Here is a 16,678-nt window from a genome sequence, read left to right as displayed (position 1 = left end):
CTAATAATCGCAACACCAAGAAACCTACGGCCGCAAGACGAAGTACTATCGCGTCATGTTAAAGACTGGTGACTTACTAGGTATCAACTATCTAGGCACCCATACCATGCGAAAGACCAGGACTTTTATGGTTTACAAGTAATCCAACTACAACATTGGCTTGGTGATGAAGGTGTTGAATCACTCGAGTACGAGGATGGCTTTGCACTACTTTGGACTAGAGGAAGCATCCCCGGAGTGTATTGAATTTCATTAAATGATTTACTGTTTTTAGATACAAAGCAAAAATTTTGCAAAAACGTTTGGAATTTTTTTTTATTTAACTATAATATTACATAAAGGGATTAAAAACGAAAAAACGTTTTTAAAGGAGATAAGATTATGCTAATTGATTTTAAGGTTGAAAATTATAGGTCATTTAAATATGAACAAGATTTCTCAATGGAAACAGGGGCTAGATTGAGAAAATATAAAGAAAATAATACATTTGAATTAATTAATCAGAATAAAAAAATAAATTTACTCAAATCATCAATGATTTTTGGCGCAAATGCTAATGGTAAAACGAATTTAATTTATTCTATAATGATGCTAAGACAGTTAGTTGTAGTTCCTACAAAAAGTGATGTTCAGAAATTAAACTTTGATTCATTTGCACACAAAAAAGGTGATACAAAATTTGAAATTACATTTTTAAAAAAACAGAAAGAATATAAATATAGCATTCAATATAATCCAAATGAAGTTGTAAAAGAAAAATTATTGGTTAATAATGAGCTAATATTTGATCGAGATAGACAAAAGTTCAATACTTTACCTGAACAGCTTAATGCTATTAAAGATAATATTAGAAGAAATCAATTAATGCTTTTTTTTGCACAACAAAATAATGTTGAACAAGCTAGTCAAGCATATCGTTGGTTTTATGATGAATTAATACTCATAAATACAAAGAGTGTTCCTAATGTAAGATTTAAAATGTTAATGAATCATAAATTTAAAAGTAAATTTATTAAATTTATGCAGGCTGCTGACTTTAATATTGTAGATGTTGATGTCAAAGAGAATTCAGCACCTAGTCCTAAATTCATTGCACAAAGACTTGGCTTAATTAATGATAGTGATGATGAAGGTGTATCACAAACTACTAAAGTATATGATGTATATTTTACTCATAAGTCTAATGAAAATGATTTTTTACTAACTTTTCATGAAGAAAGTGAAGGAACAAAAATATTTGTGTTATTAGCTTTAAATATATTATCAAATCAAAATAAAGTTTTGTTAATTGATGAATTTGATAGAGCCTATCACTTAGAACTATCTAAAGCGTTAATAAACCTAATTAATAGTAAAGATCAAAATAATCAATTCATTCTAACTACACATAACTTATCGCTTATGGATTGCAAGTTACGAACAGACCAGATATGGTTCGCTGAAAAAAATCGATATGGTCAAAGTAAATTATTTAGCTTATTTGATTTTGACGATCCAAAACTTAAGAGAAAAGATGTAAAGTATAAAAAACAGTATCTAGAAGGTAGATATGGGGCTACTCAAATTGTTGATGAAGGATTACTAAGAAAGGCGTTGAACGATAGTGAGTAGATATAGAAGAAATCTTAAGCCTAAACCCAAAATTTACTTTTTTGTAGAAGGAGAAACTGAGAGTGTTTTTTTCAAAGCTTTAAAAAAAGAATTCAGACTCACTTCATCACACACAATAAAAATTTTAAATAATGGTAGTGGTAATCTATTAGAGAAGACATTAAAACAGCTTAAAGAAAGTTCTAAGTACCCAGTGGATTCTCAAACTAAAATATTTATTATTTTTGATCGTGATAATGATAATAAAAATAAATGTTTGAAGATGATTAAGGATGCTAGTAAAAAAGGCATTAAAATAGGATTATCTAACATATCATTCGAGGTATGGCTACTAGCACACTATAAATACATGAATCAAAGTATGCAAAATGAAAAAAACTTAGAGAATGAATTATCAAAGCAGCTAGGATCAAAATACAAAAAGGCAGATCCAGAGCAAATCAAATCTATTATTAGCGATAATAAAGTTTGCGATGCTATAAAAAATACTGATAGTATTAATAAAATTAACGAATATACCATAGATGAACAATGTACAAATATAGGTATGCTCCTATGATAATAATATAGACCATTTTTATGTCGTACCCTTTCGGGTATAATTATTATTAAAGGAGTTTTTATTATGCCAAAATCATATTCTAAAGAATTAAGAGATTCAATTATTGCACTAGCAAAACAAGGACGTAGTATCACTTCACTTGCTAAGGATTATAATATTTCTACTAATACAATCAATCGTTGGATCAAGCAAGCCAAGACGATTAATGTTGATGGTAAAAGTATTTCATATGAAAAATATATTCAAATGGAAAATAAGTTAGCTGAGACTCAAGAGGAACTTGAAATTTTAAAACGAGCCGCGGTGTTACTTGGCAAGCGCTAACAATTAATGAAGCCTTAGGCTTCATTAAAGATAGTTTGGAACATGGACACCGCTTAGCAACCATTTTAAGAGCTTTTAAAATGCCTAAGAGTACCTATTATTATTGGACTAATCATCAACCAACAAAACGTGATCATCATAATCTAATTTTAAAACGAGAAATTTTAGTTGCCTGGCAACAAAGCCGTTATGTTTATGGGTATCCCAGAATTCATCAAGTCCTCTTAAATAAAGGATTACAGGTCAGCTCTAGAACCGTCTGGAAGCTAATGCATTCCATGAAAATTCATTCAGTAATGAACAAAAAATATCGCAAACCAACCACCCATAATGATTATGAACAACGTGCTAACTTAGTCCGTCAGGACTGGCGTTCTGCTTGGTGTGCTGACATTACCTATATTCCACTAACGAATCACAAGTGGGTTTATTTAGCCAGTGTCTATAATCCTAATAACCATAAGGTTATTGCCCATCAGGTTTGTAATGAAATGACTGCAGAATTAGTAACTAATACCATGCTTAAAGCGGTGAAAAAGACTAGCAAACCTATGTTTTTACACAGTGATATGGGAAGTCAATATACCAGTGATTTATTTGAAAAGTTATTAAACAAACTTAATATCAAGCATTCATATTCATTGAAAGGCCATCCATACGACAATACTTACATTGAAAACTTTCATTCAATGCTAAAACGTGAATTAGTATTTCAAACAAAGTTTGAAAGCATAGAAGAGGCAATTGCAGGTATTGATTGGTACGTAAGATGGTATAACAATGAAAGAATTAGCTTGGTCAAAACTACATAAAATCAGTCCAAGTTATTGACATAGGAGCATTTTTAATGGTAAAATGATAATTAATCCAAAAAGAAGGTCGTCAAATCATGAGTCTCAAACGTAAAATCATCATTACTATATCGACAATAATTGCGATTCTAGCAATTATTTTATGTATCGCTAGTGCTTATTTATATCGGGTCATATCTGTACCTACTAGTAAATCATTCTTATCAAATAATCAAATTACCAGAAATAATCCCTTATATGATAATGAAAAGTGGTACCAAAATGTTAAGAAACAACGATGGTACGAAAAATCAGCTACTGGTAATTTAAAACTAGATGCTTACTACATCCCCGCCCAACATAAAACTAACCGTACCGTAGTCATCGCACATGGTTATATGGGCAACAAAAATACCATGGGTACCTATGCCGCACTATTTCATAAGCTAGGTTATAACGTCTTATTACCAGATGATCGCGGACAAGGCGATAGTCAGGGTAACTACATTGGTTACGGTTGGCCAGATCGACTAGACTATTTAAAGTGGATCCATAAGGTCATTAATGCTAACGGTCAGTCATCTAAGATCGTCATGTTCGGGGTCAGTATGGGGGGTGCAACGACCATGATGGTCAGTGGTGAAAAAGACGTTCCGCACCAAGTCAAAGCATTTATCGAAGACTGTGGGTACGATAGCATTCATAATGAGTTGAAGTATGAAGCTAAGCAATTGTATCACCTGCCAACGATTCCTTTTTATCCATTGGAACCAATGATCAGTGTGATCAACAAGGTTAAAAATGGCTTTTTCTATGAAGATGGTAATGCGTTAAAACAAGTTGCCAAAAATAAACGCCCCATGCTCTTTATTCATGGTAGCAATGATCATTTTGTTCCAACGAAGATGGTCTATCCACTATATAAAGCCAGTCAAGGGCCTAAACAACTACTAATTGTTAAGGGTGCTAGTCATGCACGATCATATGAACATGATAAGCAACTATATGAAAAAACGATTAAGCAGTTCCTAGCTAAATATATGCATTAATTACTAACATGGGAGAGAATCTTTATGAATCAATTTCCACAAACCATTAATTATTTAATTATCATTGCTTATGCCATCCTATTCTGTGGAATCTTAATAATGGGAATTGGTTGGACAGCCTTTAAATTCCGCGCGCTGCAGAATAAACCAGCGTGGGATGGAATTGGTGGCAAGCTTATTAAATGGGGGTTGTTAATCACCATTATTGGTGGTGTTTTAACTGCCATTGCCCTTTATCAAATCAGTAGCAACTAAAAAAACGGCTAACATTAGCCGTTTTTTTAGTGTTCAATTTGATCGAACGCTGTTTTCAAATCATGTTTTAAATCATCAATATCTTCTAAACCGACTGAATATCTTAATAGTCCATCGGTAATGCCACGCGCATGCCGTTCTGCCGGATTCATTTCCGCATGTGACATTTTAGGCGGATAGGAAATGATCGATTCCACAGCTCCTAATGAAACGGAGAACACTGGAATTTTTAATAGATCAACTAACTTTCTAACGTTATCTTCACTACCAATATCAAAAGATAGGACGGCCCCGCCTGATTTAGCTTGGGCTAATTGAACATCATGTTCTGGGGATGAAGCAAGTCCTGGATAATTGACCTTAGTTACCAATGGTTGTTGTTCTAACCACTGAGCTAGTGCTAATGCATTTGCTGACTCTTTTTCCATTCTTACCGCCAATGTCTTAATTCCCCGCAACAATAACCAACAATCAGAAACCCCTAGTGTGGCCCCCATGGCATTTTGCAAGAAGTATACTTGATCGCCTAGTTGTTCATCCTTAGTCACCACCAAGCCAGCTAAAATATCACTGTGCCCCGCCAAGAACTTAGTACCACTGTGAACAACTAAGTCGGCCCCTAAGTCTAATGGCTTTTGTAGGACTGGCGTCATAAATGTATTATCCACAAATGCTAAAGCATCATGTTCATGGGCAATTGCTGCCACATCGGCAATGTTTGTAACCTGTAAGGTGGGATTGGATGGCGTTTCAATGTATACGACCTTGGTATTATCTTGAAAAGCACCCCGTAGTGCATCTTCATCCCCTAAGTCCACAAACGTATATTCAATTCCATACTTGACCAACACTTGAGTTACTAATCTAAACGTACCACCATAAACATTTTTGGTCAGGATAATGTGATCACCCTGATTTAATGTCAACAGTGCAGTGGAGATCGCAGCCATCCCGGTTGAAAATGCAAAGCCACGGGTCCCATGTTCTAGACTTGCAATACTAGCTTCCAATACATCCCGAGTCGGATTACCACTTCTGGAGTAATCCCACTTGCCAAAGTGATCAAAATCACGTTGTTCAAACGTAGATGATAATTGAATTGGTGGATTGATCGCACCCGTTGCTGGATCTGGTTTAGTGGTACTTTTGATTACCTCGGTCCAATCTGAAAAATGATTATTTGGCATTCGAATCCACCTCCGCTGGCTTGCTAGCACTGGTTAGTGCCTGTTTTAAATCATGAATTAAGTCGGTGCTATCTTCAATCCCACATGAGATCCGCAACAAATTGTCAGTAATCCCCGCTGCACTTCGTTGCTCTGGACTCAAGTTCGCATGAGTTTGAATTGCAGGCACCGTCACTAGACTCTCGGTCCCCCCTAAACTTTCCGCAAAGGATAAAACTTGAAGGTGTTGTAAGAATTGGTCAACATTGACCGCTGGTTTGACATAAACGCTAATCATCCCACCGCGACCAGGATATAAAACATTTTCAATTAAATCAGATTGGCGAAGGGCCGCTACAATTGCTTGGGCATTTGCTTCTTGTTTATGCAACCGTAATGGCAAGGTCTTAAGGCTACGAATTAGTAACCAAGAATCAAATGGTGATAAATTCGAACCAATCGTAATTAAGTTATTCCCAATTTCTGTTGCAGTGGCTTCAGTCTTACAAACCACTACGCCGGCTAGTAGATCATTATGCCCGGATAGATATTTAGTAGCACTGTGCACAACAACATCTGCGCCTAGATTCAATGGTTGTTGAATCAATGGGGTATAGAAAGTATTATCAACAATTAATTGCGCATTAACGGCATGGGTATGTTCGGCGACGGCTTGAATATCAATCACCTTCATAGTTGGATTAGATGGTGTTTCGATCCAGACTGCCTTGGCATCATCCTGGAGCAATTTATCCAATTGATCATAATCTTTTCCATCCCACTTACTAAACCGTAAATGGTAGTGGTTCGCTAATAGATCAAAGAACCGGAATGACCCGCCATATAAATCATCAGAAACTACAATGTGATCACCGGTGTTAAATTGGGTAAATACTAACTGAATTGCTGCCATTCCTGATGAAACTGCATATGCTTTATACCCATTTTCAAGTTTTGCTAAAACATCCTCCAACACATCCCGTGTTGGTTCAGTCATCCGTGAGTAATCATACCCAGTTGACTTACCTAGTCCCGCATGTCGATATGCCGTTGAAAAATAAAGCGGCATGGAAATCGCACCCGTTACATTGTCCACGCGGTTACCCGCTTGCGCTAAAATCGTATCAATCTTTCGTTGCCATGTACAATCGCTACACATAAATATCACGCTTCCTTTATATTTTATCTAATGCTTGTTTTAAATCTGCAATTAAGTCATCTGCGTTTTCAATCCCAATCGAAACCCGAATCAAATCAGGAGTAACCCCAGCTGCACGTAGTTGTTCTTCGTTCAACTGCGCATGGGTAGTCGAAGCGGGGTGAATAATCAATGATTTAGCATCTGCCACGTTAGCTAATAGTGAAAATAGTTTTAAGTTGCTAATCAATTCCTTCCCCGCTTTTTCACCACCGGTTAATCCTAGGGTAAAGATTGAACCAACGCCTCTTGGGAAATACTTCTTAGCTAATGAGTGGTATTTACTATCCTTTAAGTATGGGTATTTGATCCATGCTACTTTAGGATGTTGGGCTAAGAAATCAACCACTTTTTCGGTGTTGGAAACATGTCTTTGAACCCGTAATGATAGTGATTCCAGTCCTTGTAATAACAGGAAGGAATTAAATGGACTGATTGCCGCCCCTAAATCACGAAGGGTTTCTGCTCTGACTTTAGTCGTAAAGGCCGCACCCTTCAGATCAGCAAATACTAGTCCATTATATTGCGCGTTGGGTTCGGTGAATCCGGGATACTTCCCGCTAGCTCGATAATCGAACTTCCCATTTTCAACGATAACGCCACCCATTGTAGTCCCGTGGCCACCAATAAACTTAGTTGCAGAATGGACCACAACGTCGGCACCATGTTCCAATGGTTGAATTAAATATGGGGTGCCAAATGTATTATCAACAATGAATAAAATGTTATGAGCATGCGCGATCTTAGCAATTGCATCAAAATCAACTAAGTTAATATTGGGGTTCCCAATACTTTCTACATATACCGCCTTGGTCTTATCCGTAATTGCCTTAGCAAAATTTTCTGGATCATCAGGATCCACGAAATGAGTCTTAATCCCTAACTTAGGTAGGGTTACTGCAAATAAGTCATACGTTCCGCCATACAATGTGCTAGCGGCTACAATTTCATCACCTTGTCCAGCAATGTTCAAGATGGCTGCTGTAATGGCCGCCGAACCAGTGGCTAATGTTACTCCGGCAGTACCATTTTCTAAGGCTGCCACCCGTTTATCAACTACATCAGTCGTTGGATTTGTTAATCGGGTATAAATGTTACCCGGTTCCTTCAAGCCAAATCGGTCTGCGGCTTGTTGTGAATCTTTGAATACATATGAAGTCGTTTGATAAATAGGTACTGCTCTAGAACCAGTTTCTGGATCAACGGTTTGTCCTGCGTGGACTTGTAGGGTTTCAAAATGTAATTTAGGTTCTGTCATATGCTGATTCCTCACTTTCATTTACGCGCTACATTCAATTAATAGTATAAATAACAGCTATTTAACTGTTGAATCAAGACTTCAATTGCGACTTGTTCTTCTTCGTTAGCTTGGGTCGATTCCTTTTCAAATTGTGATTTTGGTTTGGTCATAATTAAGGGCCTCACTTTCAATTAAATTAATCCAGTTTTGGTATAAACGAATGCTACTTGACTGCCATGTATTTCGTACGTGGTGGTTTTGATCATAGTAATTTACTGGAGCTTTAATTTGAGCATGGCGAGCAATATCGCGTAGATATTCATCGTTTAAAGTCCTAGTTAAATATTCGGGATGTCCAGTAACATAAGTTTGGTGCTTAACATCCGAGTGTAATAGTAGTGGCCCTGCTTCTGGGTTATCCGCAACGATGTTTAAGCCGTTAGGTAAGTGCTTCCGATCGATCAATGATGCTGAATGACGAGATTGTGGGTTGGTAAAGTGTTCTAACCCAACGCTTAATTGACAATCATCTTTAACCGCCGTAGCTTGATAAATGCCAAACAACTTTTGTGGTAACAAGCACTTATCAATGGCGAAATCATCGTACAAAGCGGCTTGGGCTGCCCAGCATTCGTTAATCGTCTGTCCAACATGAGTTTGGGCCCAGCGTTTAATTGAAACAAATTCGTCCCAATAATCAACTGATTCAAAGTCAATTTGTTCTACCGGAGCTCCAGTAATGATCAGTCCATCGTAGTGGTGATCACTAATTTGATTCAGACTACAGTAACAGTCTTCCACTTCAGCCCGGTCAATGGTTTTAAAATGATGGGTAGCAGGATAAATGAACGTTACTTCAATATCATGATCTAATGCATTTAAAATATTCAAAAATTGTAATTCAGTTTGTTTTTTCGTTGGCATTAAGTTCAACACCAAAATTTTTAATGGTTGATTTAACTTTTGATCAACCCATTCCTGACTTGCCTTTAAAAATCCATTTTTTACATTAACTGTCATCGCTGAAACTCCTCCTTTGCAAATAAAAAACGCCCCTAGATTCAGACTATAAAAAATCTAAACCTAGGGGCGCATATGTAACGCGGTACCACCCTACTTAATTGGCAATTAAATCCCAATTATCTCCAGACACTAACTTAGCTATCCTTCAATGCGGTAACGGGCATTATGTCGTAAACGGCTCATTTCATGAACTCACCATTTAAAATTACTCCCAGACCATCTTCAACATTCTCTAAAATACCCATTCTCATCAACCTGAGCTCTCTGTTAAAATCAGATAAATGTTTACTCATCTTTTCTCAGTAACCTTTAATTAATATGTTATCTAGTATAATAATCTTATCATTTATAAATGTCAACACTAATTGATTAAAAAATTCAAAAAAGTCATCCCAAATGGAATGACCTTTGCATTAAAAGATTATTTTTGTTTGTACTTACGCATTAATTCAACCATATGCACTTCATTAACGATGAATTCATGGGTTCGACAAACATAGTCATGTTCACGACCAATTTTGGCAATGTATCCATTGATATAGTCAACTTCAGTTGGTCGACCCTTTGAGAAATCTTGATACATTGAAGGATAGTGGTATTTGAATTGATGACTAGTGGTGGTAACTGAATCAATTTGTTCCTGTCTGGTTTCGATCATTTGAATGCCAGCACGTTCACACGCATCAAAGGATTCATTAAATAACTGGGTCGCCATTTCGGGAACCTTTGGATATTCAATGAATTGACCCATTTGTAATTCGAACATGGTACAAAGGGTGTTAACAACGGCATTATAAACCACCTTTGACATACACATTCCTAACCATTCATGAGCCATAACTGGACCTAACTTAGCCTTTTTAAAATCATCAAACACCTGTTGGGTTGTTTCATCAGCCGGTTGATTATCATATGGTGCCATATGCATGACTTCACCATTTTCGGGTCCCATGAAGTCAACATCAGCAGGACCATCCATTCGAGTGGCGATCATTGCGGTTCCACAGATAATTTTATCATCATCAAAGTACTTCGCGATTTTTTCAAAATGACCTAACCCATTCATTGCTGAAAATGCGTATTGGTCACGATGGAAGATTCCAGCTGCTTGGTCACGTTCTAATTCATCCGCTAATTGCATTTGCTTTTTAAAAATGATCCAAACATCTGGATGGCCATCATATTCTTCTGGGTAATAAATATTAATTGGCACGATATGTTGGTTTTCATGATCACGAGCCACTTTAACCCCGCCTTGTTCACGAACCTTTTCAACGTTTGGTTCCCAGGTATCGATAAAATCAACCTCACAACCAGCGTTTTCTTGCATCATAACTCCATAACGGTAGCCCATTGCCCCTGCTCCAATAATGCCATACTTCATAATATCAATTCCCTTCTATTACTATGTGTTAACCGAAAAAAACGCCCATCAGAAAAATTTTTCTGAAGGACGTTTTACACGTGGTACCACCTTAATTTAAGTCGAATGACTCCTCATTAGTCACAGTATTGGGTGACGACCAGCCAATCTAAACAATTGGCACCACACTAAATTTAGCTTTTAAAATCATAGTGCTTAATGCCTTCCCATCAAACGGCACTCGCTAAGTAAGCCTATCATTCGAATTCACTAGTTCATCCGGTTCATTTATTAATTGATATCAGTATACATCATTAAATTAGAAAGTCAATCATTTTTTAATTGTTTTCTAATTTATTATTTAGTTAACGGATCATCAGCGGATTCTGCTAATTTAGCGTATTTATGATATGCATCAATTCCCTGTTTAAATTCATCCAATCCAGCACCAATTGCCCACTTACCTAGTGGCAAATGCAGTGGTAAGTCATCAGCATGATTTTGCACTTGGTCGATAATGATCTTAGCAGCTAGGACCGGATCACCCGATTCATTGTACTTACTATTACTATGGCCATTAATTCTAGCATCATCTAGTTGCTTATAGTCATCAATCTTAGTGGCATCTTTAAGGGACGAACGACCTGCCCAGTCAGTCCGAAAGGCGCTAGGCTCCACTAGCATACACTTAATCCCAAATGCTGAAACCTCCTGTTGAAAACTCTTAGTTAATCCTTCAACAGCATGTTTACTTGCGTTATAGAATGATAACGCGGTTGTCCCCTTGATTCCTGCAATCGATGATAAATTAACAATGATTCCTGAACGTTGTTTGCGCATTGATGGTAAGACGGCCTTAGTCATGTTAACCACCCCCCAGAAATTAACGTCAAACAAGTATCGGGCTTGTTTTTCATCACTTTCCTCTAGCGTTGAAAAGTATCCTAATCCGGCATTATTAACTAAGACATCAATTGAACCAAATTTAGTTAATCCCGCATTGACCACTCGTTTAATATCATCATTTTTGGTTACGTCCAATTGTGCTTTGATGATTTGACCGTGATCATATTGATCTAAATAAGCAAGTTGAGCCGGTTTACGAGCGCTAGCAATTAAATTCACTTCGCCTTGTTTAGCTAATTGTAATGCTAACTCTTTGCCAAAGCCAGTTGAAGTTCCCGTTATTAACCATGTTTTTGTCATTAATAAGCTCCTTTATTTTTTATAATTTATTACAAATAATTAATTTTAACTAGTTCACAGTATCAATTGTAGTTGTCCAAGCTTAATTTACCAAATGGTTTGCACAAAAAAGCACCCGATGATTTATCGAGTGCTTCATTTTAAAACAGTTATTAGTTATTTAACATGAATCTTGCCATCTTTGATTTCACTGGCACCAAATATATTCTTAGTTGCATCCCAAATTCGTTGGGCTACTTCCGGTTTATTCATCGTATAAAGATGAATTCCATCTACTCCTTGTGATACTAAATCAACGATTTGATCAATTGCATAGGCAATTCCAGCATCTTTCAAGGCGACTTTATTATTGGCATATCGGTTCATCATTTTCTTGAATTTATCTGGAACTGGGACGCCCGCAATTTGAGTAATCCGTTCAATTTGTTGCTTACTAGTACAAGGCATAATTCCAGCTTCAACGGGGACATTAATCCCGGCTAAAGCTAATTTTTCGCGAAAATCGTAAAAATGTTGATTATCAAAGAATAGTTGAGAGATTAAATGGTCACTTCCAGCATCAATTTTAAGCTTTAAGTGTTCAATATCCGCAATAAATGACGTTGCTTCTTGATGACATTCTGGATAACACGCACTTGCAATATTGACATCTGGATAGTTTTCATGAACATACTCGATCAAGTCACTAGCATGTTCAAACTCACCGCGGGGCGCTAACCCAGGAATCTGGTCACCACGTAATGCTAAGATATTATTCACGTTGATTGATTGAAGGCGTTGAATCAGCTGATCCACTTGAGCTTGATCTTGATAAAGCCCTGGCACGTGAGCAACCGCTGGAATATTCAAATGATTTTGGATTAAATTAACAACTGCTACCGTGCCATCGCTTTGCGCTGAACCTCCGGCACCTAGTGTAACGGAAATAAAATCAGGATTAACGTTCTTAAGTGCCGTTAAGGTTGGTAAAATCGTTTCGACCGCAGAATATTTCTTTGGTGGAAAAACTTCAAGTGAAAACACAGTTTTGTGTTTAAAAAGATCAGCTATGTTCATAAATGCTCCCCCTTACTACTTTGGTTGCTTCAACCATGTTCTTTAAGCTTTCGAATGATTCAGTTTCTGATCTGGTCTTTAACCCACAATCTGGGTTGATCCAAATCTTATCGACTGGTAATTTACTAATAATTTGTTGAATTAAATCTTGAATTTCTGCTTCTGACGGAATCCGTGGGGAGTGAATGTCATAAACCCCTGGTCCCACTTCAGTTTGGAAATTATCAGCAACTAGTTCATCAATTAAGGTGAAGTCGGCACGGGATGCTTCGAATGAAATAACATCTGCATCCAAGTTATCAATTGCAGTTAAGATATCGCCGAATTCACTGTAACACATGTGCGTATGAATTTGCGTTGATGGTTGGACTCCACTGTGGACCAATCTAAATGCTGGAACTGCCCAGTCAAGATATTCTTTGTACCAATCTGACTTTCGTAATGGTAGGTTTTCACGAAGTGCTGGTTCATCGATTTGAATAATCTTGATGCCATTCTTTTCAAGGTCTAAAACTTCATCCCGCAATGCTAGGGAAATTTGGGTTACAGTATCCTTTCTAGCAATATCTTCACGTGGGAATGACCAGTTGAAAATCGTTACTGGACCAGTTAACATTCCCTTCATCCATTTATCAGTTAGGCTATTCGCATAGACTGATGCAGCGACGGTGATTGGTGCATTCCGACTAATATCACCCCAGATGATTGGTGGCTTAACTCCTCTAGTTCCGTATGATTGAACCCAACCATTTTGCGTAAAGACGAATCCATCTAGTTTTTCACCAAAGTATTCCACCATGTCATTTCGTTCATATTCACCATGCACAAGCACGTCTAATCCAAGGTCTTCTTGAATCTTAACGATCCGAGCGATTTTATCACGGTTGAATTGGTCGTATTGTTCGCGCGTAATTTCATTATGTCTGAACTTGCGACGGTTAGCCCGAACATCCTTAGTTTGAGGGAATGATCCGATTGTCGTTGTTGGTAATTCTGGTAACTTGAATTCAGCCTTTTGAACTTTTTCACGTTCACTTCGTTTTGGTAATCGAGTGTAATCATCATCACTTAATGCATCGATTCGATCATGAACTGATTGGTTAAATGGATGCTTAACATTCTTGAATAGGTTTTGGTTATTCGTTAATAGTTCTTCACTACCTTGGTCATGATTAACAATGTGATCTAATTCAACTAATTCAGTTAACTTTTCAATCGCAAATGCTAAGTGTTGTTGAACATCGCTTGCTAGTTGGTCTTCATTGGCAGCTGAATATGGCACATGGAGCAATGAACAAGAAGTGTTCAATACAATTGGTGCATCCGTTTTAAGTTCAGCAAATCGTTTTAACGTTAAATCATATTGGTTCCGCCAAATGTTCTTTCCATTTACTAATCCAGCAAATAGGGTTTTATCGGCTGGGAACCCATGAGCTTTAATTAAATCAAAGTTGTAATGACCTTCCAAGAAGTCTAACCCAATACCGAAGAATGGTTTTTGAATTACGTCTTCGTAAACATCACGAATATCACCAAAGTAAGTTTGTAAAATGACCTTAACTGAACTAGCTGAACCTAAGATTCCATCGTAGAGTTGGTCAAAAATGGCTTTTTCTTCACCCGTAACATCAAATGATAATGCTGGTTCATCGATTTGTAAGTATGATACTGAAGCATCTGCTAACTTATTCAATAGTGATTGGTATGCCGCAATTAGTGGCTTTACAAAGTCTGCTGGCTTAGTACCATCTAAGAAACGTGATAATCGTAATAATGTATAAGGTCCGATGATAACAGCTTTAGGATCAATGCCAGCAGTCTTGGCTTCATCAATTTCTTCAAATAGCTTATTACCAATTAACTTAACGTCGGTGTACTTGGTAAATTCAGGAACAATGTAGTGATAATTAGTATTGAACCACTTCTTCATTGGGAGTGCTCGAACGGTTTCATCATTTGCTTGATATCCACGGGCTTGAGCAAAATATTCATCCAATGGTGAAACGTTTAAATCGCGGTAACGCTTGGAAACAACGTTTAATGCCACTGCAGTATCTAATAAATTATCAAAGAATGAAAAGTCACCAACTGGAATTAAGTCAATTCCAGCATCCTTTTGGGCTTGCCAATGAGCTACCTTAATTTCATGTGCTCGTTTTAATAATTCTGCTTGATCAATTTGATGCTTCCAATAGTGTTCAGTTGCAAACTTTAATTCGCGATGTGCTCCAATTCTAGGAAAACCAATAATTGTCTTTGTCATATGCTAAAACCCCTTTTTCTAATTTCTTTCCAATCTAATTTAATAATTTATTAAAAACCTGTGCATAAAAAAACGCCCCTAGATAAACAAATGAATGTCTATCTAGGGGCGTATTATGTACGCGGTACCACCCTAATTCAATTAGCCAAAAATAAGGCTAATCCTCACAAGTACACTAATGGAAGCTATACTAGAACATGGTAACGATTGTTAATCGTAATCGGCTTATTAATCAATAACTCACCAACTATGGTTACTCCAAGACCATCTTCATTAAATGCTTACATACCACTTCTCAACAACCGTGGCTTTCTGTGATGCTTACAATTAATTACTCATCTTTTCTCAGTAACTTTTAATAAATTATGTTGTCACTATCATAAACCTATTATTATTGTTTGTCAAATAAAAATGCAAAGTTTTTTAAAAAAAATTCCGCTAACTTTAAAATTAGCGGAATTAAAACCATTAATAGTGATAATAATAATGGCGATGATAGCTATAATGACGGTGATAATAGCTATGATGCTCATCATTATAGAAAGTGGGTGCCCCATCAGGCGTCGGTACGACCATCGCATGATCAATTTTAGAATGACCAGTTGCGTAGTCAAAATCGACACCTGGTTGAACGTTAAATAAATAGACATTAAAATTCAATGCCCATTAGTGGAAATTGCTTGCAAATGAACCCCGCGGGCCATTAACTCTGAACCTCTAAAAATGGGTTGCACTTGATAAATAACGCGTTCGCCATCCCGTAAGGCATCTCTAACTTTGGATTCATAAATTGTTTGTACCCGTTGGTTACTAAATGCCGTCTGCGTAAATAAATTACGCGGATTATTTTGATCTCCCGACTCATCGCTAGGACTATAGGTCCCATTAACAGAAATGCCCTTTGATAAACTATACGCAATCAAATGGCCTCGATTAATGATTGCCACCCGGTTAATGAACTTTTGTTGCCAACCAGTTGGATAAACGGTTTGAGTAGTCCGTAACGAATCGTTTGCAACATTTCGTTGCTCCAAATAACCAGTATTAGCGGCTGAAGTCCGGTTTAAGCTATCTAAGTCAGCATAATGGATGTGATTAGTGTGCCAGGCACTGGCTTTAAGAGTACTATTACCACCATTAACATTTATGTACGCTGCTTCACCACTATGATAGTTTTGATCAGCTAACTCTGTGACTATTTTACTATCATTTGATTTCTTTGCGTGGTGCTTTTTCGTGGAATGATGAACCTTAGTCTCCTTCTTAGCTTCTGTGTGCGCTACCGTTTTAGGTTTATCACTACTGCTGGTCGAACTAACCGCTTTACTACTGCTGGTTGCTGATTCATGTTTAGCATTTGATTGGCTGCCGCTTGAACCACCACCAAAATAACCGAAGACCATTAAAATGACAAAGCCCCAGCCAAATATTTTCCATTTTTTATTCAAATTAATTACCCCCATTTCTATTTATAATTATTAAATATTTTATAAATGGTTGCAATCAAAAACCACCCTAAAATATTAGCGTGGTAATTAATTAATTAGGCCCAATGGCATTTTGTTCGGCAC

The 16,678-nt window shown here is 37.0% G+C and carries 13 protein-coding genes, 1 pseudogene and 1 other annotated feature; of the genes and pseudogenes, 5 read left to right on the top strand and 9 right to left on the bottom strand.

All coding sequences use genetic code 11. The features are described 5' to 3' along the window. Positions 1-381: 381 nt before the first annotated feature. The 5 genes from R4146_RS07965 to R4146_RS07945 all read left to right on the top strand — a co-directional run bounded on the left by R4146_RS07965 (position 382) and on the right by R4146_RS07945 (position 4,592). A complete protein-coding gene (locus tag R4146_RS07965; protein WP_339960925.1) occupies positions 382-1,611 on the top strand; it encodes an AAA family ATPase in 1,230 nt (409 codons plus the stop codon). After that, positions 1,604-2,170: an RloB family protein gene (locus tag R4146_RS07960; RefSeq protein WP_339960923.1), complete on the top strand. Its 567-nt coding sequence runs from the start codon at positions 1,604-1,606 to the stop codon at positions 2,168-2,170. Before R4146_RS07965 ends, R4146_RS07960 begins: the two co-directional genes overlap by 8 nt. A gap of 66 nt (positions 2,171-2,236) precedes the next feature. Continuing rightward, positions 2,237-3,309 (top strand): IS3 family transposase gene (locus R4146_RS07955; protein ID WP_373695354.1). Its coding sequence is split into 2 segments (ribosomal slippage): positions 2,237-2,492 and positions 2,492-3,309, totalling 1,074 coding nucleotides; the frame shifts between segments, so codons are not numbered across the junction. Positions 3,310-3,386: 77 nt separating this feature from the next. Beyond that, entirely contained in the window at positions 3,387-4,337 is a 951-nt protein-coding gene (locus R4146_RS07950) for an alpha/beta hydrolase (RefSeq protein ID WP_339960922.1), read from the top strand. 24 nt (positions 4,338-4,361) lie between these two features. Then, positions 4,362-4,592 (top strand): hypothetical protein, encoded by a 231-nt coding sequence (locus tag R4146_RS07945; protein WP_339960921.1) that lies wholly within the window; start codon positions 4,362-4,364, stop codon positions 4,590-4,592. Between the two features lie 26 nt (positions 4,593-4,618). Here R4146_RS07945 and R4146_RS07940 read toward each other — a convergent pair whose 3' ends face one another. The 9 genes and pseudogenes from R4146_RS07940 to R4146_RS07900 all read right to left on the bottom strand — a co-directional run. Beyond that, positions 4,619-5,779 (bottom strand): aminotransferase class V-fold PLP-dependent enzyme, encoded by a 1,161-nt coding sequence (locus R4146_RS07940; protein ID WP_339960920.1) that lies wholly within the window; start codon positions 5,777-5,779, stop codon positions 4,619-4,621. Continuing rightward, positions 5,769-6,917: an aminotransferase class I/II-fold pyridoxal phosphate-dependent enzyme gene (locus tag R4146_RS07935; RefSeq protein ID WP_339960919.1), complete on the bottom strand. Its 1,149-nt coding sequence runs from the start codon at positions 6,915-6,917 to the stop codon at positions 5,769-5,771. The genes R4146_RS07940 and R4146_RS07935 overlap by 11 nt, the downstream gene beginning before the upstream one ends. A gap of 16 nt (positions 6,918-6,933) precedes the next feature. Further along, positions 6,934-8,214 carry an O-acetylhomoserine aminocarboxypropyltransferase/cysteine synthase family protein gene (locus tag R4146_RS07930; protein ID WP_339960918.1) on the bottom strand — a complete coding sequence of 427 codons (1,281 nt, stop codon included), beginning with the start codon at positions 8,212-8,214 and terminating at the stop codon, positions 6,934-6,936. Between the two features lie 126 nt (positions 8,215-8,340). Continuing rightward, positions 8,341-9,216 (bottom strand): homoserine O-acetyltransferase/O-succinyltransferase family protein, encoded by an 876-nt coding sequence (locus tag R4146_RS07925; protein ID WP_339960917.1) that lies wholly within the window; start codon positions 9,214-9,216, stop codon positions 8,341-8,343. Between the two features lie 424 nt (positions 9,217-9,640). Further along, a complete protein-coding gene (locus tag R4146_RS07920) occupies positions 9,641-10,603 on the bottom strand; it encodes a ketopantoate reductase family protein (protein ID WP_339960916.1) in 963 nt (320 codons plus the stop codon). 336 nt (positions 10,604-10,939) lie between these two features. Continuing rightward, positions 10,940-11,788 (bottom strand): SDR family NAD(P)-dependent oxidoreductase, encoded by an 849-nt coding sequence (locus R4146_RS07915; protein WP_339960915.1) that lies wholly within the window; start codon positions 11,786-11,788, stop codon positions 10,940-10,942. Between the two features lie 156 nt (positions 11,789-11,944). Further along, complete coding sequence (gene metF, locus R4146_RS07910) at positions 11,945-12,844, bottom strand: methylenetetrahydrofolate reductase [NAD(P)H] (RefSeq protein ID WP_339960914.1); 900 nt, start codon at positions 12,842-12,844, stop codon at positions 11,945-11,947. Further along, complete coding sequence (gene metE / locus R4146_RS07905; protein ID WP_339960913.1) at positions 12,831-15,107, bottom strand: 5-methyltetrahydropteroyltriglutamate--homocysteine S-methyltransferase; 2,277 nt, start codon at positions 15,105-15,107, stop codon at positions 12,831-12,833. The genes metF and metE overlap by 14 nt, the downstream gene beginning before the upstream one ends. Positions 15,108-15,208: 101 nt before the next feature. Further along, positions 15,209-15,463, bottom strand: a binding site (T-box leader). A gap of 211 nt (positions 15,464-15,674) precedes the next feature. After that, positions 15,675-16,570: pseudogene (locus R4146_RS07900) on the bottom strand (DNA/RNA non-specific endonuclease); the annotation flags it as partial. Between the last annotated feature and the right edge of the window lie 108 nt (positions 16,571-16,678).

Source organism: Nicoliella lavandulae, from assembly GCF_037546185.1.
In the GTDB taxonomy this organism is placed as follows: domain Bacteria; phylum Bacillota; class Bacilli; order Lactobacillales; family Lactobacillaceae; genus Nicoliella; species Nicoliella lavandulae.
Note: the sequence above shows the minus strand (reverse complement) of the source record. Positions and strands in the feature narration are given on the sequence as shown.

Excerpts from the sequence above, each read along its gene's own strand:
- R4146_RS07965 (WP_339960925.1), top strand. The coding sequence starts at position 382 with ATGCTAATTGATTTTAAGGTTGAAAATTATAGGTCATTTAAATATGAA.
- R4146_RS07950 (WP_339960922.1), top strand. The coding sequence starts at position 3,387 with ATGAGTCTCAAACGTAAAATCATCATTACTATATCGACAATAATTGCG.
- R4146_RS07945 (WP_339960921.1), top strand. The coding sequence starts at position 4,362 with ATGAATCAATTTCCACAAACCATTAATTATTTAATTATCATTGCTTAT.
- R4146_RS07940 (WP_339960920.1), bottom strand. The coding sequence starts at position 5,779 with ATGCCAAATAATCATTTTTCAGATTGGACCGAGGTAATCAAAAGTACC.
- R4146_RS07935 (WP_339960919.1), bottom strand. The coding sequence starts at position 6,917 with ATGTGTAGCGATTGTACATGGCAACGAAAGATTGATACGATTTTAGCG.
- R4146_RS07930 (WP_339960918.1), bottom strand. The coding sequence starts at position 8,214 with ATGACAGAACCTAAATTACATTTTGAAACCCTACAAGTCCACGCAGGA.
- R4146_RS07925 (WP_339960917.1), bottom strand. The coding sequence starts at position 9,216 with ATGACAGTTAATGTAAAAAATGGATTTTTAAAGGCAAGTCAGGAATGG.
- R4146_RS07920 (WP_339960916.1), bottom strand. The coding sequence starts at position 10,603 with ATGAAGTATGGCATTATTGGAGCAGGGGCAATGGGCTACCGTTATGGA.
- R4146_RS07915 (WP_339960915.1), bottom strand. The coding sequence starts at position 11,788 with ATGACAAAAACATGGTTAATAACGGGAACTTCAACTGGCTTTGGCAAA.
- metF (WP_339960914.1), bottom strand. The coding sequence starts at position 12,844 with ATGAACATAGCTGATCTTTTTAAACACAAAACTGTGTTTTCACTTGAA.
- metE (WP_339960913.1), bottom strand. The coding sequence starts at position 15,107 with ATGACAAAGACAATTATTGGTTTTCCTAGAATTGGAGCACATCGCGAA.